The sequence below is a fragment of the Streptomyces sp. NPDC088246 genome (assembly GCF_044741025.1).
GTDB lineage: Bacteria > Actinomycetota > Actinomycetes > Streptomycetales > Streptomycetaceae > Streptomyces.
The window spans coordinates 1-25801 of sequence record NZ_JBIURV010000052.1 but is presented as its reverse complement, the minus strand read 5'-3'; the positions used below and the strand labels follow the sequence as shown (position 1 = coordinate 25801).

The 25801-nt window shown below is 67.2% G+C and carries 30 protein-coding genes and 6 pseudogenes; 24 read left to right on the top strand and 12 right to left on the bottom strand.

The features are described 5' to 3' along the window. On the top strand, positions 1-211 hold a 211-nt coding region (locus ACIPEK_RS38725), incomplete at its 5' end, for a hypothetical protein (RefSeq protein ID WP_402006348.1). Between the two features lie 6 nt (positions 212-217). Then, positions 218-1291: an SRPBCC family protein gene (locus tag ACIPEK_RS38720; protein WP_402006345.1), complete on the top strand. Its 1074-nt coding sequence runs from the start codon at positions 218-220 to the stop codon at positions 1289-1291. A 174-nt stretch (positions 1292-1465) separates the two neighbouring features. On the opposite strand, the gene ACIPEK_RS38715 is transcribed toward ACIPEK_RS38720, so the two are convergent. Both ACIPEK_RS38715 and ACIPEK_RS38710 read right to left on the bottom strand, forming a co-directional pair. Next, on the bottom strand, positions 1466-1762 hold the full coding sequence (locus ACIPEK_RS38715; RefSeq protein ID WP_402006342.1) for a hypothetical protein: 297 nt from the start codon (positions 1760-1762) through the stop codon (positions 1466-1468). A 316-nt stretch (positions 1763-2078) separates the two neighbouring features. Beyond that, positions 2079-2425: pseudogene (locus ACIPEK_RS38710) on the bottom strand (LysR family transcriptional regulator); the annotation flags it as partial. 158 nt (positions 2426-2583) lie between these two features. Here ACIPEK_RS38710 and ACIPEK_RS38705 point away from each other — a divergent pair. Further along, entirely contained in the window at positions 2584-2973 is a 390-nt protein-coding gene (locus tag ACIPEK_RS38705) for a VOC family protein (protein WP_402006339.1), read from the top strand. A gap of 65 nt (positions 2974-3038) precedes the next feature. On the opposite strand, the pseudogene ACIPEK_RS38700 reads toward ACIPEK_RS38705, so the two are convergent. Together ACIPEK_RS38700 and ACIPEK_RS38695 are read right to left on the bottom strand one after the other, a co-directional pair. After that, positions 3039-3182 (bottom strand): annotated as a pseudogene (locus ACIPEK_RS38700) (IS630 family transposase); the annotation flags it as partial. Between the two features lie 262 nt (positions 3183-3444). Then, complete coding sequence (locus ACIPEK_RS38695; RefSeq protein ID WP_229846355.1) at positions 3445-3600, bottom strand: DUF6131 family protein; 156 nt, start codon at positions 3598-3600, stop codon at positions 3445-3447. 461 nt (positions 3601-4061) lie between these two features. Between ACIPEK_RS38695 and ACIPEK_RS38690 the strand changes: the two genes are divergently transcribed. From ACIPEK_RS38690 to ACIPEK_RS38650, 9 genes are all read left to right on the top strand, one after another. Further along, entirely contained in the window at positions 4062-4457 is a 396-nt protein-coding gene (locus tag ACIPEK_RS38690) for a gas vesicle protein (RefSeq protein ID WP_327277471.1), read from the top strand. Between the two features lie 91 nt (positions 4458-4548). Further along, a complete protein-coding gene (locus ACIPEK_RS38685; protein ID WP_327277470.1) occupies positions 4549-5013 on the top strand; it encodes a gas vesicle structural protein GvpA in 465 nt (154 codons plus the stop codon). A gap of 3 nt (positions 5014-5016) precedes the next feature. Further along, positions 5017-5730: a GvpL/GvpF family gas vesicle protein gene (locus ACIPEK_RS38680; protein WP_402006335.1), complete on the top strand. Its 714-nt coding sequence runs from the start codon at positions 5017-5019 to the stop codon at positions 5728-5730. 9 nt (positions 5731-5739) lie between these two features. Next, the gene (locus ACIPEK_RS38675; protein ID WP_259930026.1) at positions 5740-5991 is read left to right on the top strand and encodes a gas vesicle protein GvpG; all 252 of its coding nucleotides are present in this window, start codon (positions 5740-5742) and stop codon (positions 5989-5991) included. Between the two features lie 82 nt (positions 5992-6073). Then, positions 6074-6520: a gas vesicle protein gene (locus tag ACIPEK_RS38670; protein ID WP_351268623.1), complete on the top strand. Its 447-nt coding sequence runs from the start codon at positions 6074-6076 to the stop codon at positions 6518-6520. After that, positions 6517-7332, top strand: a complete 816-nt coding sequence (locus tag ACIPEK_RS38665) for a GvpL/GvpF family gas vesicle protein (RefSeq protein ID WP_402006332.1) — start codon at positions 6517-6519, stop codon at positions 7330-7332. Before ACIPEK_RS38670 ends, ACIPEK_RS38665 begins: the two co-directional genes overlap by 4 nt. After that, a complete protein-coding gene (locus ACIPEK_RS38660) occupies positions 7329-7565 on the top strand; it encodes a gas vesicle protein (protein WP_402006329.1) in 237 nt (78 codons plus the stop codon). The genes ACIPEK_RS38665 and ACIPEK_RS38660 overlap by 4 nt, the downstream gene beginning before the upstream one ends. Next, positions 7555-7962, top strand: a complete 408-nt coding sequence (locus ACIPEK_RS38655; protein WP_402006326.1) for a gas vesicle protein K — start codon at positions 7555-7557, stop codon at positions 7960-7962. The genes ACIPEK_RS38660 and ACIPEK_RS38655 overlap by 11 nt, the downstream gene beginning before the upstream one ends. Positions 7963-7978: 16 nt before the next feature. After that, complete coding sequence (locus tag ACIPEK_RS38650) at positions 7979-8152, top strand: CsbD family protein (protein WP_402006323.1); 174 nt, start codon at positions 7979-7981, stop codon at positions 8150-8152. 271 nt (positions 8153-8423) lie between these two features. On the opposite strand, the gene ACIPEK_RS38645 is transcribed toward ACIPEK_RS38650, so the two are convergent. From ACIPEK_RS38645 to ACIPEK_RS38635, 3 genes and pseudogenes are all read right to left on the bottom strand, one after another. Further along, complete coding sequence (locus ACIPEK_RS38645; RefSeq protein WP_402006321.1) at positions 8424-9620, bottom strand: PP2C family protein-serine/threonine phosphatase; 1197 nt, start codon at positions 9618-9620, stop codon at positions 8424-8426. A 125-nt stretch (positions 9621-9745) separates the two neighbouring features. Beyond that, a pseudogene (locus ACIPEK_RS38640) lies at positions 9746-9919 on the bottom strand (IS5/IS1182 family transposase); the annotation flags it as partial. Beyond that, positions 9916-10101 (bottom strand): annotated as a pseudogene (locus tag ACIPEK_RS38635) (FAD-dependent oxidoreductase); the annotation flags it as partial. The pseudogenes ACIPEK_RS38640 and ACIPEK_RS38635, both read right to left, overlap by 4 nt. A gap of 785 nt (positions 10102-10886) precedes the next feature. Here ACIPEK_RS38635 and ACIPEK_RS38630 point away from each other — a divergent pair. Both ACIPEK_RS38630 and ACIPEK_RS38625 read left to right on the top strand, forming a co-directional pair. Next, positions 10887-13298 (top strand): beta-N-acetylglucosaminidase domain-containing protein, encoded by a 2412-nt coding sequence (locus ACIPEK_RS38630; RefSeq protein ID WP_402006319.1) that lies wholly within the window; start codon positions 10887-10889, stop codon positions 13296-13298. Between the two features lie 317 nt (positions 13299-13615). Further along, complete coding sequence (locus tag ACIPEK_RS38625) at positions 13616-13741, top strand: transposase (RefSeq protein WP_402006391.1); 126 nt, start codon at positions 13616-13618, stop codon at positions 13739-13741. A gap of 81 nt (positions 13742-13822) precedes the next feature. On the opposite strand, the pseudogene ACIPEK_RS38620 reads toward ACIPEK_RS38625, so the two are convergent. Continuing rightward, positions 13823-14137 (bottom strand): annotated as a pseudogene (locus tag ACIPEK_RS38620) (transposase); the annotation flags it as partial. Between the two features lie 153 nt (positions 14138-14290). After that, positions 14291-14827, bottom strand: coding sequence for a hypothetical protein (locus tag ACIPEK_RS38615; RefSeq protein WP_402006316.1), 537 nt, complete (start codon positions 14825-14827; stop codon positions 14291-14293). 9 nt (positions 14828-14836) lie between these two features. On the opposite strand from ACIPEK_RS38615, the gene ACIPEK_RS38610 reads away from it, so the two are divergent. From ACIPEK_RS38610 to ACIPEK_RS38600, 3 genes and pseudogenes are all read left to right on the top strand, one after another. Then, the gene (locus ACIPEK_RS38610; RefSeq protein WP_402006313.1) at positions 14837-15400 is read left to right on the top strand and encodes a winged helix-turn-helix domain-containing protein; all 564 of its coding nucleotides are present in this window, start codon (positions 14837-14839) and stop codon (positions 15398-15400) included. A gap of 550 nt (positions 15401-15950) precedes the next feature. Next, entirely contained in the window at positions 15951-16784 is an 834-nt protein-coding gene (locus ACIPEK_RS38605) for a PIG-L family deacetylase (RefSeq protein WP_402006310.1), read from the top strand. Between the two features lie 346 nt (positions 16785-17130). Further along, a pseudogene (locus ACIPEK_RS38600) lies at positions 17131-17325 on the top strand (hypothetical protein); the annotation flags it as partial. A gap of 399 nt (positions 17326-17724) precedes the next feature. Here the strand turns inward: ACIPEK_RS38600 and ACIPEK_RS38595 are convergent. Continuing rightward, complete coding sequence (locus ACIPEK_RS38595) at positions 17725-18552, bottom strand: glycoside hydrolase domain-containing protein (RefSeq protein WP_402006307.1); 828 nt, start codon at positions 18550-18552, stop codon at positions 17725-17727. Between the two features lie 498 nt (positions 18553-19050). Here ACIPEK_RS38595 and ACIPEK_RS38590 point away from each other — a divergent pair, with 498 nt between their 5' ends. After that, positions 19051-19323 (top strand): DUF6225 family protein, encoded by a 273-nt coding sequence (locus tag ACIPEK_RS38590; protein ID WP_402006305.1) that lies wholly within the window; start codon positions 19051-19053, stop codon positions 19321-19323. Between the two features lie 252 nt (positions 19324-19575). Here the strand turns inward: ACIPEK_RS38590 and ACIPEK_RS38585 are convergent, their stop codons facing one another. Beyond that, entirely contained in the window at positions 19576-20139 is a 564-nt protein-coding gene (locus ACIPEK_RS38585; RefSeq protein ID WP_402006302.1) for a hypothetical protein, read from the bottom strand. Between the two features lie 161 nt (positions 20140-20300). Here ACIPEK_RS38585 and ACIPEK_RS38580 point away from each other — a divergent pair, with 161 nt between their 5' ends. The 3 genes from ACIPEK_RS38580 to ACIPEK_RS38570 all read left to right on the top strand — a co-directional run bounded on the left by ACIPEK_RS38580 (position 20301) and on the right by ACIPEK_RS38570 (position 22247). Beyond that, entirely contained in the window at positions 20301-21494 is a 1194-nt protein-coding gene (locus ACIPEK_RS38580; protein ID WP_402006299.1) for a PP2C family protein-serine/threonine phosphatase, read from the top strand. Between the two features lie 118 nt (positions 21495-21612). Continuing rightward, a complete protein-coding gene (locus ACIPEK_RS38575) occupies positions 21613-21870 on the top strand; it encodes a hypothetical protein (RefSeq protein ID WP_402006296.1) in 258 nt (85 codons plus the stop codon). A gap of 8 nt (positions 21871-21878) precedes the next feature. Further along, positions 21879-22247 (top strand): hypothetical protein, encoded by a 369-nt coding sequence (locus tag ACIPEK_RS38570; RefSeq protein WP_402006388.1) that lies wholly within the window; start codon positions 21879-21881, stop codon positions 22245-22247. Between the two features lie 213 nt (positions 22248-22460). Here the strand turns inward: ACIPEK_RS38570 and ACIPEK_RS38565 are convergent, their stop codons facing one another. Further along, a complete protein-coding gene (locus ACIPEK_RS38565; protein ID WP_402006293.1) occupies positions 22461-22916 on the bottom strand; it encodes a hypothetical protein in 456 nt (151 codons plus the stop codon). Positions 22917-23010: 94 nt separating this feature from the next. On the opposite strand from ACIPEK_RS38565, the gene ACIPEK_RS38560 reads away from it, so the two are divergent. The 3 genes from ACIPEK_RS38560 to ACIPEK_RS38550 all read left to right on the top strand — a co-directional run. Next, a complete protein-coding gene (locus ACIPEK_RS38560; RefSeq protein WP_402006290.1) occupies positions 23011-23961 on the top strand; it encodes an SDR family NAD(P)-dependent oxidoreductase in 951 nt (316 codons plus the stop codon). Positions 23962-24377: 416 nt separating this feature from the next. Continuing rightward, positions 24378-25493, top strand: a complete 1116-nt coding sequence (locus ACIPEK_RS38555) for a hypothetical protein (RefSeq protein WP_402006287.1) — start codon at positions 24378-24380, stop codon at positions 25491-25493. Next, positions 25459-25801, top strand: a 343-nt coding sequence (locus ACIPEK_RS38550) for a tyrosine-type recombinase/integrase (RefSeq protein WP_402006285.1), incomplete at its 3' end; no start/stop codon positions are given. The genes ACIPEK_RS38555 and ACIPEK_RS38550, both read left to right, overlap by 35 nt.

Genomic DNA, 25801 nt, shown 5'->3' with positions numbered 1-25801 from the left:
TACGGCCAAGAAGCCCGCCGCCCGGAAGACGGCCCCGCCAAAAAAGACGGCTGCGAAGAAAACTGCTCCGGCCAAGAAGCCCGCCGCCCGGAAGACGGCCCCGCCAAAAAAGACGGCTGCGAAGAAAACTGCTCCGGCCAAGAAGCCCGCCGCCCGGAAGACGACGTCGTCGAAGCGAGCAGCGTCCAAGCGCGCCGATCGTCGGAGGTAGACAGTCATGACCAGGACGGAAACAGACCAGCCCACGGCACAAATGTCGGGTGCGGACCGGCTTCGCGAAGAGGCGTCCAACTTCCTCAGTGCACAAGTGGAGAGGCTCGCCGAGAAGGCGGGCGACAAACTGACCGATGTCACTGGGCAGCTCACTGATGTGGCCGAGAGTGGATCGCTTCCCGCGATCGGCTCCCGTATTCTCCAAGGCGACTCACCGCTGAAGGCATTCGTCGGGGAGAAAGCCAAGGGTGTCAAGGACAAAGTCGTGGGGAAGGTCAAGGAAGCGTTCGGCGGCGGAAAGGGGAAACGCAAGTCGAGCGGCGGCAAGGTCATGAACATCATCGAGGTGCTCGATGTGGGAGTGTCCCTGCGTGTCGCGTACGACCACTGGACGCAGTACGACCAGTTCAGCAGCTTCGCGAAGGGCGTTCGCGACGTCTCGAAGAGCGATGAGATCTCCAGTGACTGGAAGGTCAAAGTCGGCCCTTCCTCGCGCAGCTTCAAAGCGACTGTCCAGGAACAGATTCCCGACGACCGCATCGTTTGGACGTCCGAGGGAGCCAAGGGAACTACCCGTGGTGCGGTCAGCTTCCATGAGCTGGCACCCAGCCTGACTCGAATCGTCCTGGTCGTGGAGTACTACCCGTCCGGGTTCTTCGAGAAGACGGGCAACCTGTGGCGCGCCCAAGGGCGCCGCATGCGACTCGACTTCAAGCACTTTCAGCGATACGTCTCCCTCGCCCAGGAAGAGCCCGAGGGCTGGCGCGGTGAAATCCGGGACGGTGAAGTCGTCGTGTCCCACGAAGACGCCATGGAAGAAGAAGAGGCCGCCGAGCAGGAGGACGCACAAGGCGAGGAGTCCGAGGACGAGGAATACGAGGAGGAGCCTGAGGACGACGAGCCCGAGGACGAAGACTACGAGGACGAGGACGAGGACGAGGACGAGGACGAGGACGAGCCTGAAGACGAGGACGAGCCTGAAGACGAAGAAGAAGGCGAATACGAGGAAGAAGAAGAGGAGGAGGAAGGAGAGGAAGAGGACGTAACACCCTCCAGGAAGCAAAGGCGACAGAGGTGACGCCATGACTGACGTCGCCTTCAGGCAGGGGTCTACCCCGTTTCGGGGCCGCAGACCACCAATGTCGGGCCGCAGTCTGTCCAGATGGGTCGTGATCCACCGCAGGACTTTGCGCGGCTTGCGCATCGTCCGGTGCGGCGGGGCGGATCGCCTCGAAAACCCTGGTCGCGGACTTCACGGAAGATCTGGCTGGCCGGCGTTGTGACAGCCCTCAGCGAACCGCTTGTAGATGTACGGCTTGAAGTCGTCCAGCAGCGTCCGGCGGGAGGTGACCTTGACGAGCAGATCGTCGACATCTGGAGTTCTGGCATGGCGTCGGATCGTGTAGTAGTCGGGCTGCAAATTCCGGCTGATTCCATGCAACGGGCTTCCATGGGAGAGGAGTTCGTGCACGGCCTGGCGCCGTTCGGGGATACCGGCGATGATGCGGCGCGGACGACCGTTGACGTCGTTGGCTCCGTCCGGGGCCAAACGTGGCTCCGCTTCGGAAGAGGCGGGCCCGTATCGGCGAACGCGGACCGAACGCATTTGCAGTGTCCTGGCACGGTCTGCTCCACAGTTACTGTCCGAGGTTGTTCCACAGGTGCCAGGCGTCCGCGACCTGGACGGCCTGCGGTGCCGCCGCGCGTGCGGCCTCGGGGTAGGTGGAACCACGGTCCTGGCAGATGACCTCCACCTCAGGATGGTCGGCGAGCCAGCGGGCTCTGGCGCGGATTCCCTGCCGGGCAGTACATCGATCGGTCGCCGGGCTTCGAGGTCCACAAGCAACGTCACGTACGTATGTCCGCGCAGCAGTGCGAATCGATCCGACGGTCAGATTGCCTCGTATCTCGCCGGTGGCCGCCGCCACCTCCGCCCCGGACCGCTCCGCCGCCCCCAGGGCCTGGCGGGCGGCGGGCAGGAACGCCTCTCCGGCGGTGGTCAGCCGCTCCCAGCGGCTGGTCCGCTCGAACAGCCGGGCACGCAGTTCCTTCTCCAGCCGGGCCACTTGGTGGCGGAGCGCGGACCGGACGACGTGGCACCGCTCGGCAGCGCGGGTGAAGCTCGTGGTCTCCGCTACCGCGAGGACGTAGCGCATCTGCTGGAGATCTCCATTGATCCATCGTGAACCACGATGGATCGGATGACAAACATGCGTTGGACCAATGGATGCCTGTTCGGCGATGCTGAAGTCAAGGGCAGGCCACGGCAGTCAGCGAACAGCCACCGCCCCGGACCGGCAAGGCCCGGAGCCGCCGGCCCCGTCGTACCACCACCGGTGCCCCGGCCGACCCGACCCTGCGGAGACATCCATGCGCGTGATTGCCTTCGACCACCTCGTCCTGAACGTCGCCGACATCGAGCGCTCGCTCGCCTTCTACACCGGCCCGCTGGGGCTGCAACCGGTGCGGGTGGAGGAGTGGCGGGCCGGCAAGGTCTCCTTCCCGTCCGTGCGGGTGAGCCCCACCACCATCATCGACTTCGTCGAGGCGCCCGACGAGCGGCCGCAGGGCTTCAACGTCGACCACATCTGCCTGGTGGTCGAGCCGCTCGACTGGCAGCAGGTCATCGATTCCGACGTCTTCACGGTGCTGGACGGTCCTGGCGAGCGCTTCGGCGCCCAGGGCACCGCGGCCTCCCTCTATGTGCAGGATCCGGACGGCAACACCGTGGAACTGCGCTGGTACCCGCAGGACGCCTGAGGATCCTCACGGCAACCCATCGGACACCCCCTATTGATCAGAAACTCAATGGGTTCTCGTCTTGATCAGAAACTCAATGGGTTCTCGTCCAGGACGTAGCGAACGGTGGGACCGCCGAAGTAGCCCCGGACGATGTGTGGCTGTCGCTGGCGTCTGCGGAAGAACCGGCTTGTTTCGGTGGCAAGTTCGGCTTGGTTCCGGGCTCGGTGCTGCCACCAACGCGGCCACCGCCCGCAACCGCAGGGCCTCCCGCGCCGACGGCGACAGGTGCCGCGCGTCCCCCACCAGATCGCTCACACACCACCAACGACCCAGAACCCAAAGCGTTTCGGGGATCAATATGCTTCGGTGACCAGTTCGGAGGCCTGCTCGAAGTGTTTCGGGGTCGGCAGTACCTGAAAACTGCGGCGGCCTCCAACCAAAGGCCAGAAAACACCTCCACAAGTCGCTGAGTGGCGAGACTCCGCCTGGCTACCAGTAATGCCTTCGACCAGCGACCGCGTGCCCCAGCGACCCCAAGATCCACAAGACAACCCCGATGACCGCGAGAACAATCCCGATTGTCCACAGTATGGAGATCCCGGTCACGAACCCGACGACAAGCAAAATAATTCCGAGAATTATCACGATGTGCTCCGATCTCGCACATGCCCTCTGTTTTTTTACTGTGATCCCTGAACACCGCAAGGGCAACTGCTCAGGGATGTCGACGGTCTCTGAACCTGGACCCCTTTGGGGTCGGTGACTTTTGGCCCCGTCTGCAGTTGTTCAGCCGGTTGCCGCGCTCGGTGTGCGGCCGATGTCGCGGTCTTTGAGCCGGTAGGAGTCTCGCGCCCAGGGCCTCAGTGGAAGCGATTCCTTCCTTGAGGGATAGCGTGCCCACCACCCCACCACTCACAGCGTTTCTTATGCGGCAGCGATGGCGCTATGCAGCCAGTGGGGGCTACGGCGCGCGGTTAGGAGGCTGTGCCCGGCGCTGAAGCAATGTGCGAGCTCCGAGATGCGGTCAGCCCAGGCCGTATATCATGGAACGGCGTCTTGTGAAGGTGACGCGGGCATCATGTCGTCTCCGATTCCGGAGCGGGAACATGGCCGTAGGCGAAGAGGACGAGACAGGGCGCGTCCGGCGTCCGTCCAGCAAGAAGCCCGTCAAGAAGACCGCCAGGAAAACCAGCACCGGACGGGCCAGCAGCCGCACGAGCGAAACGAAGCGTGCGGCCCGTAGGGTTTCGGCTCCGCGGGCCATGCGGTATGCGGCTGAGCAGCTCCAGGAGCTTTTGGGGCGAGCACCCGAGTCCGTCTCGGCGGTGAAGCCGACGGAGAGCGGCTGGCAGGCGGACGTGGAAGTTTTGGAGCTGGAGCGTATCCCCGCTACTACCAGCGTGATGGCGAGTTACCGGGTGACGCTGGACGAGGAAGGCGAACTGCTGGCGTACGAGCGCACCCGCCGCTACACCCGAGCCCAGATCGACCCGCGTGGCTAGGGCCGGAATACCACTGCTGCACCGCTCGCCGGACAAACAAACGGAAACGGCCTCGTCCGGAGCCACGTGTGAGCTGCTGAAAGGAGGCACCATGACTATGGTGCCGCAGGGCGGAGGAACCATTTCCAGGGCCGGCGGAGGAGGGTCGGGGAACCTTTACGACATCCTCGAGCTGATTCTGGACCGCGGCCTGGTGATCGATGTTTTTGTACGTGTGTCCTTGGTGGGCATCGAGATCCTCAAGATCGATGCCCGCATCGTCGTGGCGAGCGTGGATACCTACCTGCGTTTCGCGGAGGCCTGCAACCGCCTCGATCTGGAGGAGGGCCGCAAGGCTCCGTCTCAGCTGACCGACCTGGTCGGCGAGGTAACCGAGAGTGGAGCACATGGCAAAGCCAAGGGTGCGCTGAGCGGGGCCGCTGACGTGCTGACCGATGCTCTGAAAGGGGGACGTGACGACGACGAGGCCGAGCAGTCAGAAAAGAGGCGCAAGGAGCCCGAGGAGAGGCGGGAGCGGCCGCGGCGTCGGCCTGCCGCCCGACGCCGCGAGGAGTGAACCATGGCCGTATACGTGTATTCCATTGTCAGGGCCACCCATCCGCAGCGCTTGGACGGCCTCCACGGGGTGGGGGACCCGCCTGCGACCCTCCGCACGGTGCGCACCAAAACAGTGTCCGCAGTCGTCAGCGACGCGCCCGAGGAGCTGCGTCCCAAACGCCGAGACCTTAGCGCACACCAGTCCGTCCAGGAACAGCTGATGGCCGACGGCACCGTTTTGCCGCTGCAGTTCGGCTTCACCACCACGGACGACGACGCTGTACGAGCGGTCCTGGAGGACGGTACGGATAATTTCGGGGAACGCTTGCGGGCGCTGGATGGCTGCGTGGAATACCACCTGAAGGCCGCCCAGGACGAGGATGCGCTGTTGCGCCAAATCCTTCAGGAGTCCGACGAGGCGCGCGAGCTCAACGAGGAGATCAGAAGCGGCCGCGGCAGCCCGGAACTGCCGCTCGCCCTCGGGGAGCTGGTCTCCCAAGAAGTGCAAGCGCGGCAGGATCGGCTCGCCGTCGCAGTCCTCGATGCGCTGCGCGGACTCGCGCGGGAAGAACGCTCGTCGCAGCCGACCGGGAACGACTTCTTGAATGTGTCCTTCCTTGTGGAGCGGGACAACGAGAAGACCTTCCTCGGCGCGGAACAGGACATCGCCAAGGAGCTGGGCGAGGACTTCGACCTGCGACTGGTCGGCCCGCTGCCCGCCTACAGCTTCGTCTAAGGAGTCCTCATGGGACTGCTGACTCAACTCGCGACTCTTCCGCTGGCGCCGGTGCGCGGCGTGGCCTGGGTCATGGAGCGCGTCGTCGAGGCCGCGGAGAACGAGTACTACGACCCGGCACCCGTCGAACGGGAACTCGCCGCACTTGAGCGAGCGCTCGTGGCGGGAGACATCGACGAGGAAACCTTCGACCGGCGCGAGGACGAGTTGCTGGACCGGCTGGACGAGATCAGGGCCCATGTCCAGGGCGTCGATACCTGATCGCGGCAGCCGGTGGAACGGGCGCATTGCCACGCGCTCCCGTCGAAGCTCCGGGACACCAGGGAATTGAGGTGCAGCGGCCGTGACCGAACCCGTCGCCAGGAGGCTGGGCGACCTCCCGTCCAGGTCCGCCCCGTATGGCCAGGGCTCCTCGGCCAATCTCGCCGACATCCTGGAGCGCGTCCTGGACAAAGGCATCGTCATCGCAGGCGATATCCAGATCAACCTCCTGGACATCGAACTACTTACCATCAAGCTGCGCCTGCTGATCGCTTCGGTGGACAAAGCGAAGGAAATGGGCATTGACTGGTGGGAGCACGATCCCTCACTGTCGTCACGTGCCAACGACGGCTACCGCTCACTCGCCGAGGAGAACAAACGGCTGCAGGCTGAAATCACGGCGCTGCGCGAGGACCGCGAGCTGCCACGGGTCAAGGACGAGGAGAGCCGCGCTGCGACTCCCCGGCGCACCTCACATACCAAACGAGCAGAGCCCAGCCCCCGCAGCGAGAGGCGGGACGAGCCATGACCGCCACGGTCTCCTATGCGTACGCCGTAGCACGGGACGCCGACGGATCGCTGGAAAAAGCTCTGTCCGGGCTCCCTGGAGTGGCGGAGGCGCCGGTGCATCTAGTGCGTGTAGAAGACAGCGACGATGTGGTGGTCGCCGTGAGCCCGGTACCCGAGCGAGACTTCCGAGAAGCCGCGCTGCGAGCGCATCTTGAGGACTTGGACTGGCTGGAGTCAGTCGCCCGCGCCCATCACCGGGTGATTGAGGCCTTGGCCGCCCGCACCGCCGTCCTGCCACTGCGTCTGGCGACGGTATACCTCGACGACGAGCGGGTGCGACTCATGCTCCGGGCCCGCCACGAGGCGTTTGCCGGCAGACTGACCGATCTGGCAGCGCAGGTGGAGTGGGGCGTCAAGATCTATGTCGAAGCGGCCGCTGAGACCGAGAGGCCAGCAGGCCCACCCACAGATGCTGGTCTGAGCCCCGGGCGGGCCTACCTCAGCCAGCGCAGAGCACAGCGACACGCCCGCGAAGACGCCTATCGGGGCGCCGAACAGGCAGCCGAGCGGGTCGAGGCCGCCGCCCGCGCTTATGCGGTTGATCGCGTCCAGCACCGGCCGCAGCAAGGCGAACTCGCCCGCGGGCCGGGAGAGAACGTCATCAACGACGCCTACCTTGTGCCGCTGCAACAGGCCGAAGACTTCCGCGCCGATGTCATGCAGGCCGCGGAAGGACTACCCGGGGTACGCGTCGAAGTCACCGGGCCGTGGGCCCCGTACTCCTTCGTCGCCCTCGCCGAAGCAGAACCGCTGAAGGGGACCACGCCGTGAGGGCGGCGAGCAGGCCGGAGGAGCCGCTGCCGCAACGGCAGATCGCACTGATCGACCTGCTGGACCGGTTGCTCAGCGGAGGGGTGGTCCTCACCGGTGACGTCGTGCTCTCCATCGCCGATATCGACCTCGTACGCATATCGCTGCGCGCGCTGATCGTCTCCGTCAGCGAACAGAATCCGTCCCCCTGGCATGCCATCTCAGCACCCACAGGAGACAACCATGACAGGTGAGGACCGTCCGCCCGGAAGCCGCCTCGACGAGATCGCCGATGCCGCCGCCCGCGCCTTCCGCATGCTGCCCGCAGTGCCGCAGGACATCCTGCCCCGGGGCGGTGCGGAGGCGCGAAGGCCCGCCCACCGGATCACTACCGACCCGGACACGGTGGAACGGGACCTGATCAAACTCGTACTCACACTCGTCGAGCTGCTACGACAGCTCATGGAACGCCAGGCCCTTCAGCGCGTCGACGCGGGAGACCTCACCGAGGAACAGGAGGAACGCCTCGGAGCAACTTTGATGATTCTGCACAGTCGTATGATTGAACTCTGCTCTCGATACGGCCTTTCCATGCAAGATCTCAACTTGGATCTCGGACCTCTCGGATCGCTGCTGCCACCACCTGAATGACCCCAGGGAGAACGACATGGGTATCGGAAAGAAGTCCAAGAATATAGGCAAAATCGCGGAGGGGAAAACAAAGGAAACGGTCGGGCGGGCCGTGGGTAACGAAAGCCTGGAGGGAAAGGGGAGGGCCCAAAAGATGAAAGGCAAAGTGAAGCAGGCAGTGGAGAAGGGCAAGGACAAGTTCAGGCACTGAAAGAAAGACATGTAGCACTGGCCCGCTGCCGCACTCCCTCGTGGCCGAGGCCGCCTCGTCTGCACGACGACGGGGGGTTCCTGATGATGGCGGACCTTGAGGGCAATGAGTTCTGCATCATCCCTGAGGGCGCCTTCGAGCTCGACGACGAGGGACGCGCGAACTGCGTCGGGGCCTCTGACCCAGCCCCATAGGTTCGCCGACTGGTCTTTCGTCGATCGGGCACCCAGGGCGCCGAGTGCGCGGCCGGGCGCACGGGGCGGGGCAGTGCTTACCTGTCGGCTCCGGCTTGGGCGTGGCGGCCAGCGGGCTGGGGCCCGTGCCAGTCCAGGCACACGATGGTGGCGTCGTCTGCCGGGTGTCCGTGGCAGGCATCGGTGACCGCTTGGGTCAGGGTCTGGACGACCTCGCGGGGGTGTTCGCCGGCGGTGTTGTGGATCATGTCGGGCAGGTCGACGGATTCCGCTTGGCGTTCTTGCATGCCGTCGGTGTAGAGCACCAGGCGGTCGCCTGGGGCAAGGTCGAGGTTCTGGACCCGGTAGCGGCCGGGTGCGTGCACGCCGAAGGGCAGGTCGGCGTCCAGGCGTACTTCGTCGACTGTGCCATCGCGCAGGCGCAGTGGCCAGGGGTGGCCGGCGTTGACGAGCTGTGCGCCGGACCCGTTCAGGGCGATGCGCAGGAGTTGGCCGGTGGCGAAGGCGCCGCGGCCGTGGTCGAGGAGGGCCTGATTCGTCTGGCGGGCTTGTTCGGCAAGGTCCTTCTCGGCGCGGCGGGCGCCGCGGGAGGCGTTGACCAGGAGGGAGGCGATGAGGGAGGCGTCGACGTCGTGGCCCATGGCGTCGGTGACGGCCAGGTGCAGGGTGGCGTGGTCGAGGCTGTAGTCGTAGGTGTCCCCTGCGATGGTGTCGGCCGGAACCAGGGCGCAGGCAAGGGCGAACTCAGCGGCCTCGCAGGAGGCGGCCGAGGGCAGGAGCTGGCGCTGGATCTCGGCGGCCAGGCTCAGCGCGGTTGTGCGCTCGCCCCAGTGATAGAGGTCGGTGAAGCGGCGGTCGGTGACGATGATGTACGCCAGCGCGTGCGCGGCCTCCTCGACCTGCTCCAGCACCTCCTGCGTGGACTGAGGAAGGAACAGCTCCAGCACGCCGATCGTGTCGCCCCGGTTGGTGACCGGTGCGACCACCTGCTGCACGTCGCCGTCCGGGCCCTGCACCAGCTTCTGGGTACGCAGGACCTTGTCGTAGATGCTGCCGGCCAGGGGGATCTGGTCGGCGCGTCGACCCTGCTGCGAGGCGGCCTCCTCGCTGACCCGCACCACCTGCCGGCCGACGACGTCGACGAACAGGAAGCTCACGTACTGCGCGCCGAAACGGTCCCGCAGGTTGTCCGCGACCGTGGCCAGGGACGCTACCGGCGCCGCATCCTCGGCTGCGGCCAAAAGCTCGGCCAGCCCGATCCGATTATTGGCCATCGTCGTCTCCCAGCGTTCCTTCGCACCCCCCACCTGACCACAGGCATCATCCTCACGCGACTGCGATCGAGGCGGCTCGGAGGCCGTTTTCTCCCAGTGTTTTATCCCAGAATCTGCTGATTGATCTATGGTGCCGGGTCGCGCCAGGACACGGTGGTCTCGCCGGTGAGGCGGCGGGTCATGAGGTCGGTCATGGCGAGGTGGATCACGGCTTCGGAGCGGGCGGGCAGGGTTTCGTAGTCGCGGGCCAGGCGGCGGTGGAGCATGAGCCAGCCGTAGGTCCGCTTGACCGCCCACTTCGCGCATGGAGGCTGAAGGCGCGGCTCAGGTTGGATTCGTGATCGCGTCGCTCCAACAACGTGACATCGACTCCAGACTTGGCTAGGTCACCCGCAAGGAGGAGGCCGGTCGGCCCGGCCCCGACCACCAGAACTTCCACGTCCGGCGCCCCGTATTGGTTCGAAGAGGCACACGGTGACATGTCCGTAGTGTTCATGAATCCGAGTGCCAGCCCTGATCGAGGGCGGCGCACGGCGAGATACCGACCGTCGGCACAGCCACGGGCGTACCACCGGAACGTGTTGCCGCCGCGTCCACCACCGCCCCGGAACCGCGCGATCAGGGGTGGGTTCCGGATGTATGGCCGAACCACGCAAGCATAGCCTCAGAGGTGATCGGCGGAAGCTCCCGAACGCGGCCATTCGATGACGGTCCGATCGCAGCGAGCCGCCGAGTCTTCCCCGACCCGCCCGGCTTGGGAATCTTGCGCTCCCGCACCGGCAGCGGCCGGCTGCGGGATACTGCTCGCACCTATCACGAGGAATCTCCTGGTTGCCTGGACGGCGACTGGTCGGGGCGGGCCGGCTCAAGGCCGGTGTGGCGAGTGGTGTCAATCGCCGCCAGCAGGGGGCCGGTCCAGGGTGTCGCGCGTGGCGGCCACAACCTCATCGCACGGTTCCCAGCCAGGCGGTTCCCAGCTGGGCGGCGCCCGGCCACGCGGCCGTGCGGGAGCACGGCCCGGCACGGTGGAGGGTGAGGGGCAGCCGAGTCCGCACCTGTGTGCGCGGCTCCCGACCGCCTCCGCCACCCGCCCGCGGCACCTCGGATCGCCTGCGAACCCGGCCGAGGCGGTGCGGTAGTTGGTGAGCGCGAAGCCGAGAAACGGGCATTGGCCCGCCCCAAATACGGTCGGCACCCTTGACGGGGAATGGAGTTCCACCACTATCCTTGCGGGCAGAATATTGGTCTAGACCTCTTGGAGCCCTGATGGGAAGACGCGTTATCGCTCTGAGCGCATGTCTCGCACTTGCAAGTTCCATGGTCTCCGGCGCGCTGGCTCAGGGCCCCGTGGCCTTTGCCGCAACATCGCAGCAGGACCCGCACGCCACCGCCGAACCGCTGCCGCCCGTCTCCCCCACGCCCCAGTCGCTCACCCGCTCCGGCCGCGATGTCACTGTGACCGGCCGTGTGCTCCTCGTCGCCGACGACGCCACGGACGCGGCAGCGCGTGACCGCCTCGTCCGCGAGCTCAGGAAGCACGGCGCCGACCGGGTCGACATCGTCACACCCGGCAACGTCCCCAAGGCCGCCGCAGGCCTGCTCACCGTGCGGATCGGCCCGGCCGCCCGGCCGGACGTTGCCAAGGCTCTCGGCGACTTGGCCGCCCCGGACCGCGCCGAGGGATACGCCCTGCGGGTCAACGCCAGTGAGCGGGGCGCGCAGATGGCCCTGGGCGGTCACGACGCCACCGGCCAGTTCTACGCCGTGCAGACGCTCCATCAGCTCTTCGTCCGCGGCAACGACGGCTGGAAGATTGCCGGCGCCCAGGCCGTCGACTTCCCGTCGATGCCGCTGCGCGGCACGATCGAGGGCTTCTACGGTCAGCCCTGGACGCACGCCGAGCGGCTGGATCAGATGGACTTCTACGGCGACGTCAAGGCCAACACCTATATCTACGCGCCCAAGGACGACCCCTACCACCGCGACAAGTGGCGCGAGCCCTATCCCGCAGACAAACTCGACGAACTGGGCGAGCTGGTGAACCGGGCCACCGCGAACCACGTCCGCTTCACCTTCGCCGTCTCACCCGGCGGCTCGATCTGCTACTCCGACCCCGACGACCGCAAGGCTCTCAAGGCCAAGCTCCAGGCCCTCTACGACCTGGGCACCCGGTCCTTCTCGATCCCGCTGGACGACATCAGCTACACCAGGTGGAACTGCGCGGCCGACCAGGCGGCGTACGGCCAGCCCGGGCGCACCGCGGCCGCGAAGGCGCAGGTGGATCTACTCAACGACCTCCAGCGGAACTTCATCGCCACCCATGAGGGCGCCCGGCCGCTGCAGATGGTGCCGACCGAGTACGGCGACCTCACCGACACCACCTACAAGCAGACGATGCGGGCCACCCTCGACCCCGCGGTCGTGGTCATGTGGACCGGCACCGACGTCGTACCGCCCGCGATCACCAACGAGCAGGCCGACGGCGCCTCCAAGCTCTTCGGCCGCAAGGTCTTCGTCTGGGACAACTACCCGGTCAACGACTACGGCAACACCAGCGGCCGACTGCTGCTCGCCCCGTACGACAAGCGCGAGGCGGGACTCTCCGAGCACCTATCCGGCATCGTCGCGAACCCGATGAACCAACCGTACGCCAGCAAGATCGCGGTCTTCGGCGCCGCGGACTTCACCTGGAACGACAAGGCGTACGACGCGAAGGCGAGCTGGGCGCGCGCCATGGCCTACCTCGCGGGCGGTGACCGCCGGGCCACCGACGCGCTGCTCGTCTTCGCCGACCTGGAACACCTGGCCCCGACCTTCGGCACCACCCCCTGGCAGTCCCAGGCACCCGAACTCGCCAGCCGGGTAGCCGAGTTCTGGAAGGCATGGGACGCGGGCGACCGCACCAGTTCTGTCAAGGCGCTGCGCACCTACGCGAACGAAATCGAGGACGCCCCGGCCGCCATCCTCGCCGGATCGGTGGAGCAGGGCTTCGCCGCCGATGCCAAGCCCTGGCTGGACGCCACCCAGCTGTGGGGCATGTCGATGGTGAAGACACTGGACGCGCTCGCAGCCCGGCAGGCCGGTGACAAGGAGAAGGCCGAGGTGCTGCTCGCCGACTCCGAGGCTCTGCAGAAGCAGGCCCGGGCCGTACGGGTCGATCCGGCGCGCAACACCTGGGGCAAGGCCCAGCCCAAGGTCGGCGACGGGGTGCTCGACTCCTTCCTCATCCAGGCGGACATCCGGCTTCAGCTGTGGGATGCCGCGGGCGGCTCGGAGAACCTCGCGCCGAAGGGCACGGCGAGCGCATCCAGCGTCGAGCAGAACCTCGACCGGCTCTCGGCCCGGTACGTCAACGACGGTCAGCTCGGTACTCGTTGGGCATCCGGCTACAGCGACAACGAGTGGGTCCAGGTGAAGCTCGCCGCCCCCGCCGAGGTCGCAGCGGTAACCCTCGCCTGGGAGGGCGCCTGCGCGACCGAGTACCAGATCCAGACATCCCTGGACGGGACCAACTGGAGCGAGGTGGCCACCCAGCACCCCGACAGCTGCGGCAATGACGTGATCAAGATCAACTCCGGCAGTGCGGTGCAGTATGTCCGAATACAGGGCGTTAAGCGGAAGACGACCTGGGGCTACTCGGTCTACGAGATGGGCATCTACGGCTCGCCCGCGGCGTGATCCGGCGGTAGCCGCCAAGACGTAGTCAAGAGGCAGGAGGGCGGTCCGCCCGAGGCGGACCGCCCCTTTGTTCACGAGGAGCTCGAGGCCCGCATCCAGGCCCTGGAGGCCGAGCTGAAGGCCGCCCGCAAGGAGAACGCGGCCCTCGCCACCGAGCGGGACATCCTGCGGAAGGCGACGAAGTTTTTCGCCTCGGAGATGACCTGGTAGGCCGCTGGCGGTTCATCGAGGATCACTGCGAGACCTACCCGGTCAAGCGGCTGTGGTAGCGCAAGGGCTGCGAGGGCCGCGCCGCGCGGGAGCGGGCCGACAAGGCCCTGGCCGAGAGGATCAAGGCCGTCCACGACGACTCCGACGGCACCTACAGCTCCCCGCGCATCACCGCCGAGCTGCGTGACGACGGCGTGCGGATCAACGAAGAAGGTGGCCCGCGTCATGCGTAAGTTCAGCATTGTCGAGGTGCACCTGTGCGAGAAGATCCGCACCACCGTGCCCGAGCCGTCCAACCAGACGGTGCCGGACCCGGTGCCGGTGTACTGGCACTGGACGCCGACTGTGCCGGTGCCCTTCTTCACGTCGCCGGTCTCGTCGACCACCAGCGCCGCCTGGTCGTCGTGCAGATGCTCCACCACATAGCCGCGCACGTCGTCGCGGACGGCGTCGGCGTCCCACCTGGCCCGCCCCAGTAGGTGCTGCATGCCGTGCGGTGTGGTGTCCCCAGCCCGTTCGGCGATCGTCCAGCAGTTCTTGCGCGGCAGGTCCGACAGGAGTCCGAACACCAGCTGCCGGACCCGGCGTCGGGGCTCGACCCGCGCGAACCGGCCCGCGATCCGCCCCATCGGGTCCTCGAATGCTTCCTGCCAACGGGTGGGGTCTACGCTGTGACCTGCGGCCATCGCATGATCTTCAGTCTTCACACGCCGATGATCAGCGGTGGCTGCACTCATGTCCGCACCGGCCCCGTCCATATGACCACGCAATGCGGCAGCGGGTCAGCCAGGCTGGCGCCAAGGCGTGAGGTCGAGCCCCGGATACCGCAGCGCCATCCTGGCCAGCGTCTCCGGTGTCCAGTATGGATGTCCAGGCGGCGGGAAACCGAACGCCTGGAGCTGGCGCGGGGTGGCCCGCTCGACGAACTTGAACCAGTCCCGCTGACCGGCGGAATAGGCCCAGCCCCGGTGCTGCCCCCATTGGACACCGGGGGGACGGAAGTTCAGGTGCATGGTGTAGCGGGCGCCGCGCGGCGCGGTCATCGCCGTTCCGCGATGAACGGTGCCGATCTCGAAGGCGACGACCGTCCCGGCAGGACCGGCTGCGGACACCTGCGCTCCGTACAGGTGCGGGCTGCCGCTGCCGTCGTGGAAGCGGCTCCTGCTTTCGAGGCCGGCCCGCAGATACCTGTCGGGCACGGCAGGGAGGTCGGCCGTGTGCTTCCGCAGGACAAGGTGCGCCGGGCCGAACTCCTCGGGCACGTCCGCCAGGTACACGAACATCTCCAGCTGGCGGAAGCCGGGCGCAGTGCTGGGCACCAGGCGGGTGTGGCCACACCGAACGACCAGACACGCAGGACGGGCGAAGAACTGCGCGAGCACGAGGTCCGCACACACCTGCTGGACCTGCTCGCCGAAGTCGGCGCCGTCACCGCGACCGAAGCAGCCTCCCGACTGGGCTACAGCTCTGGTCTCTGCTCATTTCACCTACGGCAGCTCGCACGCCACGGATACATCGAAGAAGCTCCCCACAGCGGGGGTCGCGCCCGCCCCTGGCGGTTGAAGCAGGACACCCCCACGGCCGGCGGGCCCACGGAGGATCAATTCGGTGATCTGGCCCGAGGGCTGGAGGACGAGAGCTGGCAACGATGGCTGACCCAGCGAGACGAGGCGCCGGTCGATTGGTGCCACGACGAAGCCTTCAGCGCCGTCGCCTACCTGACACCTGAAGAGCTGAGCACGGTCGCGGACGTGATCCGACGGGCACTCGCGCCCTACCAGGACCGCGAACAACGTCCCCTGGCCCGGCCCGACCGCGCTCGACCGGTGGCCCTCATCACCCGGATGTTCCCCCTGCTTCCCCGCACAACGGACGACGCGGACCAGCACTGAGAAGCCGCCAGCTGTTTCCCCGCCCGCTCGAGGAAATGACACGAAGCGGAGGCAGAGGGCGCATGACACGGGGTGAGACAGCCTGAGAACCCGCTGGTCACAGAGGTGCCATATGTCACGGGCCGCGAGATCCTACAATGTGGGGTCTCAGATCCAGCTTCATATTCTCCACGCTCTCTGCATATCGACTGCACCGAGCAGAGACACGCAGGTCAAAGCGTCGGCATATGCAGCGCGCCGCGAGACCCTGCAGAGGAAGCTGCAGGGTCTCAAATTTCGTGTCGGAATCTCACGGCTGGTGCCGGATGGAAGTCGGATCCGACGTGGCGCTGAGACATGCAGGTCGCGCCTGTACCTCGTTCGCGTTGAACGCCGACGCTTGGAAGGCCAAGCGGCCGCGCCGGGAACAGCCAGTCCGGCGACACGGTTGCATCGACCGAGGGACCGGCGCCGCACAGGGTCGTCCGCCCCACCAGGATCCGGGCCCCAAGATCGCGGTACGCCCGCCGCACACTCGGACCAAGACCTATTTCTGCAGGAGGACTGTTTCATGACTGACCGGCCCTTGACGCTCATGGCAGTACACGCCCACCCCGACGACGAGGCCACCGGAACCGGAGGGGTCCTCGCGCGGTACGCGGCGGAAGGTATCCGCACGGTCCTCGTGACGTGTACCGACGGCGGTTGCGGTGACGGACCGGGGGGTGTCAAGCCGGGCGATCCCGGGCACGATCCGGCTGCGGTCGCCTTGATGCGCCGTCAAGAACTTGAGGCGAGCTGTGATGTCCTGAAGGTCAGCGATCTGGAGATGCTGGATTATGCCGACTCCGGGATGACGGGCTGGCCGAGCAACGACGCCCCCGGATCCTTCTGGCAGACCCCCGTAGAGGAAGGCGCCGACCGACTTGCGGAACTCATGCGGCAATACCGACCTGATGTGGTCGTCACCTACGACGAGAACGGCTTCTACGGCCACCCCGACCACATCCAGGCCCACCGCATCACGATGGCGGCGCTGGAGATGACCGCGCTGACACCGAAGGTGTACTGGACGACGATGCCCCGCTCGATGATGCAGCGGTTCGGGGAGACCGTGCGCGAGTTTCATGAGGACATGCCGGAGCCGGATCCTGCCGAGGCTGCCGCGATGGCCGAGATCGGCCTCCCCGACGATGAGATCACCACGTGGGTGGACACCACCGCATTCAGCGGTCAGAAGTTCGACGCGTTGGCCGCGCACGCCAGTCAGGGCGAGAACATCTTCTTCCTCAAGATGGGCAAGGAGAGGTTCGGCGAGTTGATGGGCATGGAGACCTTCGTACGCGTCCAGGACGCCACCGGCGCGGCCATACCCGAGAACGATCTCTTCGCCGGACTGCGCTGATCCGCCCGTCCGACCGGCGCTCCGGTCGAGGTCAGCGATATGTCGAGGGCCGCACTCGCTCCCGGCATCGTTCATCTGACGCACTTCGCCGACCACAGCAGGCGCCGAGCGTGGCGGAGCTCCGTGTGGCGTCTGACGGAACTGGGCTGGCGCATCTCACCAAAGCTCGTGTTCGCCAGCTCCATGTTGACGACGCAGGAGCCGGCCGCTGCGAGGGTGGTCCTGAACGGATCGTCGTCCAGTGCCCGACCGGGCCATGCCTCCGGCGTGAACCCCGCGCAACCGTCCGCGCTCGCCGTGAAGCCGCCGGCCACGGGGGCGGCGGCCAGGCCGGGCCGCGTGACCCACCGTGCCTTCCACGGTCACGCTCACCTACGACCACGCGGCCGAACCGCGGGGCATGGTCACCAAGACCACCGACTCCATCGCAGGTGCCTTCCAGGCCACCTACGACGCCGACGGATCCGTCGCGACCGAGAAGCTGCCCGGCGGTTACACCGTCACCCAGAGCGAGGACACCACCAGCTCGGCCACCGAACGCGGAGCCGGACCCGGCCCCACCACACCCGACACACCGTCACACACTCAACAACGTGACAGCGCCGGCGGGCGAGAGGGCGTCTCACGGGTGAGGCTCCGCCTTCTCCAGGCAGTATGCGTACGGCCTGTGAAGTCGGCCCGGTATGGTCCGTCTGCCGTACGACGAGAACTGGCCGGGGGCAGCAACACCACAATTCAGCTGGTAGACGGCACACGAGCGGCAGGGTGGGTTCCGCAGCCATCCACCACTGCACCCTCGTATCCATGGCCTCACGGACCGTCACCACCGGGAGTGGGACAGAGCCGAACGATTTACAGTCCCCAGAAAGCGGCTGCCTTTCCCCGTGCTGTCCCGGCTGGCCTCCCCCGACCAGCCGGGGCCTCGCTTGGTTCGGATCTCTCAGCCGATGATGGCGACAGGGGCGTCCCAGGCGTTGCGGTCGACCGTGATGGTGTAACCGCCTCGGGTTTCCTTGCTGTTGACCAGGTACTGGTGGCCGCGGCTGTGGTCGGTGTACTCGGCGGGGTTCCACGGCCAGTCCGTGGTGGTCGTGTTCTTCTTGTCCCACAGCGCGTACCAGAGGTTGCCTGGCAGGTCTGTCCTATTCGTGGCGGTGGCGATGGCCTTGGCGCTGGAGCTGCTGAAGCCGTAGAACCCGCCACGGTAGGTTGCGTTGCGCAGCGTCTTGGTGAAGGAGCGTACGTAGGTCAGGACGGCGTCGTTACACGCCTTGTTGGTGACGTCGTACGGTTCCATGTCCAGGTAGATCGGGCTGCCGGCTTTCATCCCGAGCCCTGACGCCTTGGCCACGGCGTCCTTGGCGTTGCTCGCGCCGACGGAGGCAGCCGTGGACGCGGTGAATCTTTCAGGGTTCGCACTCTTTTGACAGGGTGGCTGAGCACCGACGTAGAGCGGTATGAGCTTCCAGCCGGTGGAGTTGACCGACTTCACCCAGGACGCGGTCAGATTGGGCTGGGCGCAGCCGCGGTTCTTGCCACCGATGTAGACGGCAGCAGCGCCGTAGAACTTCGTGTTCCACGCTTTCATCGCTGCGAGCGAGGGCGCTGTGCACGTATCGAACGCTCGACCGGTGAAGGTCTTCTGCGCAGGCCAGGCCGTGGCCGCCATGGAGGCCTGCGCCGCGATTCCCGCACCTGCGGCAACGACAACTCCCGTCGTCGCCCACGCGATGTAGCGGCCCTTTTTGGACAGCCGATGTCTGGACAATTCCCACCCCATTCATACTGCGACCCCTGGCCGCACGAACCCGATCCGCTTGCAGAGAACAGCCTGCGCTGCGACACAACATGACTGCAGTACAGAGGCAGCGCCCGCATATAGGAGCCTGCGGTATCTCGGCTCCGGATGTCCGAAGCGGATCGCAGAATAGCCGACGTCTGTACCATGACGGACGGGCAGAAGCCGGTGAAGCTGATGAGCGAGTCTGGCGTGTTGCTGGCCGGCTGCGGCCTGCGCGGCGGCGATCGCTTTGGTCGGCTCCCCCGGGACCAGGTCGAGGTCGGGCTTCGGGCGGATCAGCGCGATGACCTTCTCGTTCACCGTCATGGGGTGGGGCGGCGCCAGAGCTGCCCGCGCGCTGGGTTCGGTTCGCCACCCGGTGATCGGTTCTTCACCCCAGCCCCCTGTACCCCGGATCAGCGCCCTGGCCCGGGGTACGGCCGCGTCATCACCAGGACCGTCAGCCCCGTCCTGCATCCTGTGCCCATGGCCGACACCTTTGACCACGCCCCACAGGCATGGAACGCCGCGCAGCTCCGCGAAGCGATCAAAGACCTGCCCGATGACGCTCCCGTCCGCATCGGTGTCGCCGACGACCCCGGCAACTTCGACTGCTACGCCACCTACGTGCTCGTAGACGCCGAACACGTCGAGAACTGGTGGCCGGCCACCTCCAATACGCTCGAACGCACCGAAACCGAGAAGGCACTCACCCTGTTCGCTGACTGGACAGCCGACAGGTACGAGCTGCTCGACTAGACATCGCTGTCTTCCAGGTTGTCCTGCGGACCGCTTGTCGTGGAGCTCACCCACCCGGCGAAGCCTGTGCGCTTCGTGGTCGGTGGCGTCGACGATGTGGTGGAGCAGGCTGGCCCGCTTGTCGAGGTAGTGGAGACGGGTGTCAGCGCTGGCTGTGAGGTAGTGCTCGACGGCGCTGAGCAGACCGATCAGCTCGGCGATCAGAATGGCGTCCGCAGTGCCTGGAGCAGACGGCGTGACTCGACAGCCAGGTCAGGATGTCTGCGCTCGGGCGGGCGCGTCGTCCAGGGAGTCGAGAAGCTCTCCGAAGGTGATCTTCTCTTCGTCGCACTCGAAGGTCATGACGACGGCGAGTGCCGCCCACCGGTCGGTGCTGCACCCGCAGCGGTACAGCAGCATCTTCAGTGCGACCTCGGGTTCGTGGCAGGAGTGATTCTCATCAGCGGGAATCTGGCGCAGGTGCTCCGGGGCGTGGTGGCGGAACTTGACGACTGCCCGGTAGACCTCGGAGCGGGAGAGGATCTCGCCGGTGGCGGGGGAATCGAGCCAGGACTGCAGGACGGCCGCCGGGTCGGGGTGCTTGCCGAGTTCGTCGTCGCTGAGCAGCCGCAGCACACCGTCGTCTTCGTCCTCGGCGGCCGGGATGGCCGCCGCCGTGTTCAGGAACCGGTCGGGGCCGCCGGCCTTCTCGGCGATCCATGCCAGCTCGGCGGGGTGCAGCACGTGGAGGACGCCCAGCGGATCCGCCAGCTCGCCGAGATCGACCCGGGACTGGCCCCTCCCCTTGGACCAGGACCGAAGGCTGGACGTACCCATCTCTTCGACTGGCGCGTGCTGGAGCCGTACTTCCGAAATCGGAAGTCACAGCAAGGGCAGCGGACGGACAGAACGAGGCCGCCGCAGGAAGGCTGAGAGAAGACCCGCCCCGTGCTCGTCGGCTGGCTGGGGGTGCGCTATCGACGGAACATAAGGGGTATATGGGTGTGCGACGTGTGTGGGATCACTTCCTGGAGCATCCAGCCGGTGGTGGGCTGGTGGCGGTCCCGTTCGTGCTGATTGTGACGATCGCCGCGCTGGATATCTACACCGGGCGCGATATCCATCTGGGCCCACTGCTGGTCATCGCGCCCGCTCTGACCGCCTCCCTCGCCGGGCCACCGCTCACTGCTCTCGCCGGGGTCCTGGCGGTGGCGGCCCAGGTGCTCATTGCTGTCTTCCTCGGCGGACTGACCACGACCAACCACGTGGCGCAGATCATCGCGCTGACCACGCTCTCCGCCTTGGTGCTTCTCATGCGGTGTGTGCGGGAGCGGCGCGACCGGGCGCTGAGCCGGGCACGCTCTGTGGCGGAGACGGCTCAGCGGGTTCTGCTTCGGCCTCCGCCACGCCGGATCGGGCCGTTGCAGGTGGCATGGCTGTACATGTCCGCGGAGGACGAGGCCGAGATCGGGGGCGATCTGTTTGCGTTCGCCCGCGCCACGCACGCCGCGACCCGGGTGGTCATCGGCGATGTCCGGGGCCACGGGCTGGCCGCCATCGGTGAGGCCTCGCTGGTGCTGGGGGCATTCCGTGAGGGCGCTCACCGGTATGACACCCTCCCCGGGCTGGTAGCTGCCCTCGAAGACAGCGTCTCCCGGAACCTGGAGGACGTGGCGGACACCGAGCACGACCCCGGCGAGCACTTCATCACCTGCCTCGTCCTGGAGATCCCCGACGACGGCCTGCCGGCCGCCGAGATGATCAATTGCGGACATCCCCCGCCTCTGCTGGTGCACGATCAGCAGGTCACGGTCCTGTATGCCCGACAGCCCCTGCCTCCGCTGGGCGTGCGCGAACGAACGATCGAGGACGACCGCATCGACCCGTTCACCTTCGAAGGCGGTGACATGCTCGTCCTCTACACCGACGGTGTCATCGAAGCCCGCTCACCGTCCGGAGAGTTCTACCCGCTCGCCGAACGAGTCGCCTCCTTCCCCGCCACCAACCCCGACACTCTGCTGCACCACATCCACCGCGATCTGCTCGCCCACGTCGGCGGCCACCTCGCCGACGACGCCGCCCTCCTGGTCATCGAACGCACCCCATCCCACCGGCCGCACCTCACACCCCATCCCATCAGTCACCACCGGCACCACCACCTCAGTGGACCGCCCCCGCCCCCAGGCCGCTGAACTCAGGAACCGGGCGCCGGCAATGGTTTCGGCAGATTGACGCCCGCCACGCATCCGACGCATCGGTTCGGGTACGTACCCGTACCCGTACCCTTGAGGGGCGGGAAGGAGTACGACGATGCCCGATGCCAATGTCCGTATCCCCGAAGAGGCCAAGGACCGGCTCGCCGCGATCGCGGCCGCTGAGGGCCTGTCGCTGCGCGCTTACCTGGCACGCCTGGCCGAGACCATGCTGACCCCGGCCGAGCGTGCAGAGCGTGCCGAGAAAGCCCGGGCCGCGCTGAAGGAGTGGAACGGCTACGCCCCCACCCGCTCCGAGCAGGACGACCTGGACAGTGAGCTGGACCGGCGCCTGGCCCGGGTGACGGCCCGGTGAGCGACCCCATGCACATCGTTCTGGACGACACGGCGATGGCCGCGGCCGGCCAGGGCAACATCCTCGCCTCCCGCCTCATTCACCGGGCCCATGCCGAACCCGGCTGGTTCCTGTACGCCCCGGCGTGCGCGCTCGTCGAAGCCGACCGTGCCCGCCCTGGTACGGCGGAGCACCTGGCGGCCCTGCCCGGTATCACGGTTCTGGACTTGGACCTGTCGGCCGCTCTTGCGATCGCGGGGCAGGAGACCTGGGCTGCGGCGCACAGTCAGTACGCCGCGCAGCCCACTGCGGACCGTCCCGATGGGGCGATCGTCGCGACCACTGCCCCGTCCCGGTGGGCCAGTGAACCGGTCCGCGTCCTGGACCTCACGCCCTGACTGCTCGGTGAACGCGAGGGCCGGGCCGGCTACTCGTGGCGCGCGAGGTCCTCGGGGTTGGGCTGGTACGCGTCGTGTGCCCGGCGGGGTGCGACCGCTGCGCGAGCCGGGCGCCGACCAGCGGTGACCGCCGCAGCACCGGCGGCCCGTGCCCGGCTCGCGTGGGCGGCCGAAGCCTGGTGTGCCCCGATGTCCCGGGGCACACCCAGTAGGTCAGCCGGTGACGGGTGCGGTGCTCTCTTCGGCGGCGATGCGGGCTTCGGCCTCGGCGGCGTCGGTGCCGGCGGCCCGCGCGCCGTAGCCGCGGTGGACGACCAGGAGCTGGCTGTGGGTGGCGTTGGGGTCCCGGTAGGCGGCCACGGCGGGTCCGGCGCCGCTGGTGTGACCGGGGAACATGGTGTCGGTGCTCCAGGTGCTGCCGTTGTAGGTGCTCCACCACAGGTTCTTGTCGCCGCTGCCGTGGCCGCGGTGAACAAGGTAGAGCTTGTCGTCGAGCACTGCCAGACCCGGGCCCTCCAGGCTGGAGTGGGCGGGGAGCCTGGTGTCGGCGGACCAGCTGGTGCCGTTGAACGTGGCGTGCCACAGGGCGGTGTCGCTGCCGCTGCCCCGGTGGACGAGGTGGAGCTTGCCGCCGAACTCGGCCGTCCGGCGGGGCTGTCGGTGATCCATAGGCGATGTGTCGGGGGCCGCTGGAACCGTGGGCGTCGAGCTGCCCTGCAGGGCAGCCGCAGCCGCCTTCAACAGCAAGGGAGCCCCCGCCGCCATGTCGTCCACGTCCTCCATCCTGCCCTGGGATGTTCAACGGCTGCCGCGTGCCGATGGCAGCGTCTTCCTGGTCACCGGCGGCAACGCCGGCATCGGGTACTTCGTCGCGGAGCAGTTGTCCGCAACCGGAGCCGCTGTCGTACTGGGCAGCCGGAATCCCGCGAAGGCCGAAGTCGCCACGGCCTCGATCCGCTCGCGTGTCCCTGGCGCGCGGGTGCGGGCCGTACGGCTGGACCTCGCCGACCTCTCGTCGCTCAGAACAGCGGTGGAATCACTGGATGTGGCATACCTCGACGCGGTGGTCCACAACGCCGGCGTCGCGCTAGACGACCCGCCGCGCCGGGAGACCGGGGACGGTCACGAGCTCATGTTCGGCACGAACCACCTCGGGCACTTCACGCTGACCCACTGGCTGATGCCGCTGCTGTCGGCCGCACCGGCGGCCCGCATCGTGACCATGGGCAGCTTCGCGGCGAAGTCCGAGCGGCTCGACCTCGACGACCTGCAGTCCCGGAAGGACTACCGGCCCAAGCGCACCTACGGACGCTCCAAGCTGGCGCAGATGTACTTCGGCCTCGAACTCGACCGCCGCCTGCGCGCCGTCGACAGCACGGTGGCAAGCGTGGTGGTCCATCCCGGCGGCGCGCTGGACTCCCTGACCCCGTCACGGCCGCCAGTCCATGTGCGGACCGCTGGTGCGCGGCTCTGCGGTGCACCAGCCGCCCTCCTCGTCCAGGGCAAGCACGCCGGCGCATGGCCCGCGATCCGAGCGGTGCTCGACCCGACCGTACGCGGAGGACAGCTGTGGGGACCGCGCGTCTTCAGCCTGCGCGGCAAGCCCCAACGTGAACCGGTGTGGAACCACCTCACCGACACCTCCGTCGCGGCGCGGTTGTGGGACGCAAGCTGTGACCTGACCGGCGTCGACCTCGGCACCATCCCCGGATAGCCCCAGATTCGCGCTGGCCAACAAGCGTGCTCAGGTTGGCCAACTGCGGCGGGGTCGGCGGCCGAATCGGATCAACCCGGACATCGCCCGTCTCGCTACTCATGGCCGGATCGTAGGTCTGCGGTGGGTGGGCCTGCGCCGCATCCACGCGCCGGCAATACGTAGTCACCGTCGTATCCGCCAGTAGCCAGCAGACGGCAACCCCACCGCACCGCAGCCAGCGCCGCATCCAACGCCTTGCTGCCCACCGGCCAGCGCACACGGCGCCCTCCCCCACGAACGGGCGACACTCGGAATCGCTTGCGGCCCTCGCCCAAGTTCTGGCAACCCGGGGCGGGAAGATCCAGGACATCGTCGTCGGTGACCTCCTGGAGCGGTGCTACGCGCCAGTCGCCTACAACCGCACCACCCGCGGAGTGCGCCTCGCCTATCTCTGGCTCCGCGAACGCGGCCAGTTCCCGTCCGATGCCCCCACGACCCTGTTGTTCACCACGCACCGCGCCGGACAGGTCACTCCGGCAGAGCTCGTGGACCGCTACGACTTGCAGTGCAAGCCCGTCCGTGACCTGCTCGTCGACTACCTCACCGAACGGCAGCCCACTCTGGACTACGCCACCCTCAAAGGCCTGGCAGCGACCCTCGCCGGCAACTTCTGGGCCGACCTCGAACAGCACCACCCCGGCATAGACGCCCTGCGGCTGTCTCCCGAGACCGCCACGGCCTGGAAGGGCCGCCTCGTGACGAAGACCGCCCGCAGGAGGCAATCCGACGGGACCGTAATCACGGTGACCGAGCCGCGGACCAGCGCGCCCACGGTCAAGATGACGGTGCGGGCGTTCTACCTCGACATCGGCGAGTGGGCCCTGAGCGAGCCCGAACGGTGGGGGCGGTGGGCCTCTCCTCCCCCGGTCGCTGAGGCCGAGTGCTCCGTCAAGAAGCTGGAGAGGCGACAGAAGTCCAAGTCCGACCGGCGCACCCGGGAACGGCTTCCCGTCCTGCCTGCCCTCGTCCGGGTCGCGATCCGCAGGCTGAAAGAGGCTACGACCAGGCTCGACGCCCTCAACACGGCACCTCCGGGGTCCACCTTCACGGTTCTCGGCGAGACCTTCACCGCCCCCAAGAGCAGTATCCGTCCCGACGGGCACCCGACAGCTGTCCGCGACGCCGGAGGCGACCGGCGTGACCTGGGTGCCGAGGAGCGGCAGGCTTTCTGGGCCTGGGCGACCATCGAGATCTTCCGTCACACCGGGATCCGCATCGAGGAGCTCCAGGAACTCAGCCACCACAGCATCATCAGCTACAGGCTGCCCAGCGGGGACGTCGTGCCCCTTCTCCAGATCGCGCCCTCGAAGACCGATCAGGAACGGCTCATCCTCATCAGCCCCGAGCTTGCCGACGTGCTCAGCGCGGTCATCTCACACGTCCGTGACCGCACGGGCCAGCCGAGTGCCGCTGATTCCCAGCTACGACCTGCACGAGAAGACCTGGAACGCGCCGATGCCCCCGCTCTTCCAGTGGAGCATCAGCCATGAGCGCAGGCCCGTCTCGGGGAGCATGATCCGCAAGGCCCTCGACGAAACGCTGCGAGCCTCCGGGATCACCGACAGCTCAGGACATCCGCTGCTCTTCCAGCCCCATGACTTCCGCACGATGTTCATCACCGAGGCGATCCTCAACGGTCTTCCGCCACACATCGCCCAGGTCATCGCCGGCCACAGCAACATCAACACCACGATGGGCTACGCGAAGGCTCGGGAATTGCATCAGACGGGCGCGAAGTCGCAGGTCACCTGTTCACGGCGACGGCCTGACGGACCCCAACGCTACTACGAACTGGCCT

Coding starts and splice junctions, on each gene's coding strand:
- ACIPEK_RS38690 (WP_327277471.1), top strand. CDS start 4,062: ATGGCCGTAGGCGAAGAGGACGAGACAGGGCGCGTCCGGCGTCCGTCC.
- ACIPEK_RS38570 (WP_402006388.1), top strand. CDS start 21,879: ATGCACATCGTTCTGGACGACACGGCGATGGCCGCGGCCGGCCAGGGC.
- ACIPEK_RS38685 (WP_327277470.1), top strand. CDS start 4,549: ATGACTATGGTGCCGCAGGGCGGAGGAACCATTTCCAGGGCCGGCGGA.
- ACIPEK_RS38580 (WP_402006299.1), top strand. CDS start 20,301: ATGGGTGTGCGACGTGTGTGGGATCACTTCCTGGAGCATCCAGCCGGT.
- ACIPEK_RS38605 (WP_402006310.1), top strand. CDS start 15,951: ATGACTGACCGGCCCTTGACGCTCATGGCAGTACACGCCCACCCCGAC.
- ACIPEK_RS38590 (WP_402006305.1), top strand. CDS start 19,051: ATGGCCGACACCTTTGACCACGCCCCACAGGCATGGAACGCCGCGCAG.
- ACIPEK_RS38630 (WP_402006319.1), top strand. CDS start 10,887: ATGGGAAGACGCGTTATCGCTCTGAGCGCATGTCTCGCACTTGCAAGT.
- ACIPEK_RS38585 (WP_402006302.1), bottom strand. CDS start 20,139: ATGGGTACGTCCAGCCTTCGGTCCTGGTCCAAGGGGAGGGGCCAGTCC.
- ACIPEK_RS38650 (WP_402006323.1), top strand. CDS start 7,979: ATGGGTATCGGAAAGAAGTCCAAGAATATAGGCAAAATCGCGGAGGGG.
- ACIPEK_RS38665 (WP_402006332.1), top strand. CDS start 6,517: ATGACCGCCACGGTCTCCTATGCGTACGCCGTAGCACGGGACGCCGAC.
- ACIPEK_RS38565 (WP_402006293.1), bottom strand. CDS start 22,916: ATGGATCACCGACAGCCCCGCCGGACGGCCGAGTTCGGCGGCAAGCTC.
- ACIPEK_RS38655 (WP_402006326.1), top strand. CDS start 7,555: ATGACAGGTGAGGACCGTCCGCCCGGAAGCCGCCTCGACGAGATCGCC.
- ACIPEK_RS38675 (WP_259930026.1), top strand. CDS start 5,740: ATGGGACTGCTGACTCAACTCGCGACTCTTCCGCTGGCGCCGGTGCGC.
- ACIPEK_RS38560 (WP_402006290.1), top strand. CDS start 23,011: ATGTCGTCCACGTCCTCCATCCTGCCCTGGGATGTTCAACGGCTGCCG.
- ACIPEK_RS38645 (WP_402006321.1), bottom strand. CDS start 9,620: ATGGCCAATAATCGGATCGGGCTGGCCGAGCTTTTGGCCGCAGCCGAG.
- ACIPEK_RS38575 (WP_402006296.1), top strand. CDS start 21,613: ATGCCCGATGCCAATGTCCGTATCCCCGAAGAGGCCAAGGACCGGCTC.
- ACIPEK_RS38720 (WP_402006345.1), top strand. CDS start 218: ATGACCAGGACGGAAACAGACCAGCCCACGGCACAAATGTCGGGTGCG.
- ACIPEK_RS38680 (WP_402006335.1), top strand. CDS start 5,017: ATGGCCGTATACGTGTATTCCATTGTCAGGGCCACCCATCCGCAGCGC.
- ACIPEK_RS38705 (WP_402006339.1), top strand. CDS start 2,584: ATGCGCGTGATTGCCTTCGACCACCTCGTCCTGAACGTCGCCGACATC.